This is a genomic window from Pseudomonas protegens (genome assembly GCF_003732485.1).
In the GTDB taxonomy this organism is placed as follows: Bacteria; Pseudomonadota; Gammaproteobacteria; order Pseudomonadales; family Pseudomonadaceae; genus Aquipseudomonas; species Aquipseudomonas protegens_B.
The window spans coordinates 69,608-72,494 of the sequence record NZ_MOAK01000036.1 but is presented as its reverse complement, the minus strand read 5'-3'; the positions used below and the strand labels follow the sequence as shown (position 1 = coordinate 72,494).

The following is a 2,887-nucleotide window of genomic DNA, read 5'->3' as shown; positions in this document are numbered from 1 at the left end:
AGAATGATTACCGCCTATCAGGCCAGCAGTCAGGCCCGCGTCGACGCTGCAATGCACACCCTGTTCACCGCCCCCAGCCCCGAACTTGCCCGCCTTTATGAAGCCATGCGCTACAGCGTGATGAATGGCGGCAAGCGTGTGCGCCCGCTGCTGGCCTATGCCGCCTGCGAGGCCCTGGGCGGCCAGCCCGAGCAAGCCAACGGCGCCGCCTGCGCGGTGGAACTGATTCATGCCTACTCCCTGGTCCACGACGACCTGCCGGCCATGGACGATGACGATCTGCGTCGCGGCCAGCCCACCACCCACAAGGCCTTCGATGAAGCCTGCGCGATTCTCGCCGGTGACGGCCTGCAAAGCCTGGCCTTCAGTGCCCTGCTGGACCCGGGCCTGAGCGACGCCAGTGCCGAGATCCGCCTGCGCATGGTCACCACCCTGGCCCAGGCGGCGGGCCCGGCGGGCATGGTGGGCGGCCAGGCCATCGACCTGGGCTCGGTAGGACTCAAGCTCGACCAGCAAGCCCTGGAATACATGCACCGGCACAAGACCGGCGCACTGATCGAGGCCAGTGTCATCCTCGGCGCACTGGCCAGTGGCCGGGCCGAGAAAGACGAACTGAAGTCCTTGCAGACCTATGCCAAGGCCATCGGCCTGGCATTCCAGGTGCAGGACGACATCCTCGACGTCGAAAGTGATACCGCGACCCTGGGCAAACGCCAGGGCGCCGACATCGCTCGGGACAAACCGACCTACCCGGCGCTGCTGGGCCTGGCCGCAGCCAAGGATTACGCCCTGGAATTGCGGGACCAGGCGCTGCATGCGCTGCGTCCGTTTGACGCAGCGGCCGAGCCTTTGCGCGAGCTGGCGCGGTATATCGTCGAGCGCCGCAGCTGATCGGCCCCCGATAGCCGGACCGCATATCGGCCAAGTTCGGCGCTCTGCGTGGGCAGCTTGCGATGCATAAGGTAAACTGCCGCCTCTTTCTATACCTATAACGATTCGCCTGATGCCCACGACGTTTCATGAGATTCCCCGCAAACGCCCGACCACGCCGCTGCTCGACCGTGCCCAGACGCCGGACGGCCTGCGCCGGTTAGGTGAAGCCGAGCTGGAAACCCTGGCCGATGAGTTGCGCCTGGAATTGCTCTACACGGTCGGCCAGACCGGCGGGCATTTCGGTGCCGGCCTCGGGGTCATCGAGCTGACCATCGCGTTGCATTACGTGTTCGACACCCCGGACGACCGGCTGGTGTGGGACGTGGGTCACCAGGCGTATCCGCACAAGATCCTCACCGGACGCCGCGAGCAGATGGCCAGCCTGCGCCAGAAAGACGGCCTGGCGGCTTTCCCCCGGCGCTCCGAGAGCGAGTACGACACCTTCGGCGTCGGCCACTCCAGCACCTCCATCAGCGCCGCCCTGGGCATGGCCATCGCCGCCCGCCTGCAGAACAGCGAGCGCAAGGCCATTGCGGTGATCGGCGACGGCGCCCTGACGGCGGGCATGGCCTTCGAGGCCCTGAACCACGCGCCGGAAGTGGACGCCAACATGCTGGTGATCCTCAACGACAACGACATGTCGATCTCGCGCAATGTCGGCGGCCTGTCCAACTACCTGGCCAAGATCCTCTCCAGCCGCACCTACGCCAGCATGCGCGAAGGCAGCAAGAAAGTGCTGTCGCGCCTGCCCGGCGCCTGGGAAATCGCTCGCCGCACCGAAGAATATGCCAAGGGCATGCTGGTTCCCGGCACCCTGTTCGAAGAGCTGGGCTGGAACTACATCGGTCCTATCGATGGCCACGACCTGCCGACCCTGATCGCCACACTGCGCAACATGCGTGACCTCAAGGGTCCGCAGTTCCTGCATGTGGTGACCAAGAAGGGCAAGGGCTTCGCCCCGGCGGAAGTCGATCCCATCGGCTACCACGCCATCACCAAGCTGGAGCCGCTGGACGCTCCGGCCGCTGCGCCGAAGAAGGCCGGTGGTCCCAAGTATTCCGCTGTATTCGGCGAATGGCTGTGCGACATGGCCGCTGCCGACCCACGCCTGGTGGGCATCACCCCGGCGATGAAGGAAGGTTCCGACCTGGTGGCCTTCAGCGAGCGTTTCCCGCTGCGCTACTTCGACGTAGCGATTGCCGAGCAGCACGCGGTGACCCTGGCGGCCGGCATGGCCTGCGAAGGTGCCAAGCCGGTGGTGGCGATCTACTCCACCTTCCTGCAGCGCGGCTATGACCAACTGATCCATGACGTGGCGGTACAGAACCTCGATGTGCTGTTCGCCATCGACCGCGCCGGTCTGGTGGGCGAAGACGGCCCGACTCACGCTGGCAGCTTCGACCTGTCCTACCTGCGCTGCATCCCCGGCATGCTGGTGATGACCCCGAGCGACGAGAACGAGCTGCGCAAGATGCTCAGCACCGGCCACCTGTACAACGGCCCGGCGGCTGTGCGTTATCCACGGGGCAGCGGCCCCAATGCGCCGATCGACAAGGACCTGGAACCGATCGAGATCGGCAAGGGTGTAATCCGTCGCCAGGGCAAACAGGTCGCGCTGCTGGTGTTTGGCGTACAACTGGCCGAAGCCCTGCAAGTGGCCGAGAAGCTCGATGCCACCGTGGTCGACATGCGTTTCGTCAAACCCCTGGACGAAGCCCTGGTCCGCGAGATTGCCGGCAGTCACGAACTGTTGGTGACCATCGAAGAGAACGCCATCATGGGCGGCGCCGGTGGTGCAGTCAGCGAGTTCCTGGCCCGCGAGAACATCCTCAAGCCGATCCTGCACCTGGGCCTGCCGGATGCCTACGTCGAGCACGCCAAACCGGCGCAGATGCTCGCCGAATGCGGCCTCGACGAAGCCGGCATCGAAGCTTCGGTACGCCAGCGTCTGGAA

2 protein-coding genes are annotated in these 2,887 nt (G+C 65.5%); both read left to right on the top strand.

Annotated features, from left to right (window positions below; translation table 11 throughout):
• The first annotated feature begins 3 nt into the window (after positions 1–3).
• Positions 4–891: a (2E,6E)-farnesyl diphosphate synthase gene (gene ispA / locus BLX41_RS07255; protein WP_123724336.1), complete on the top strand. Its 888-nt coding sequence runs from the start codon at positions 4–6 to the stop codon at positions 889–891.
• A gap of 112 nt (positions 892–1,003) precedes the next feature.
• The coding region (gene dxs, locus BLX41_RS07250) for a 1-deoxy-D-xylulose-5-phosphate synthase (RefSeq protein ID WP_123724603.1) at positions 1,004–2,887 on the top strand (1,884 nt) is incomplete at its 3' end.

Excerpts from the sequence above, each read along its gene's own strand:
- ispA (WP_123724336.1), top strand. The coding sequence starts at position 4 with ATGATTACCGCCTATCAGGCCAGCAGTCAGGCCCGCGTCGACGCTGCA.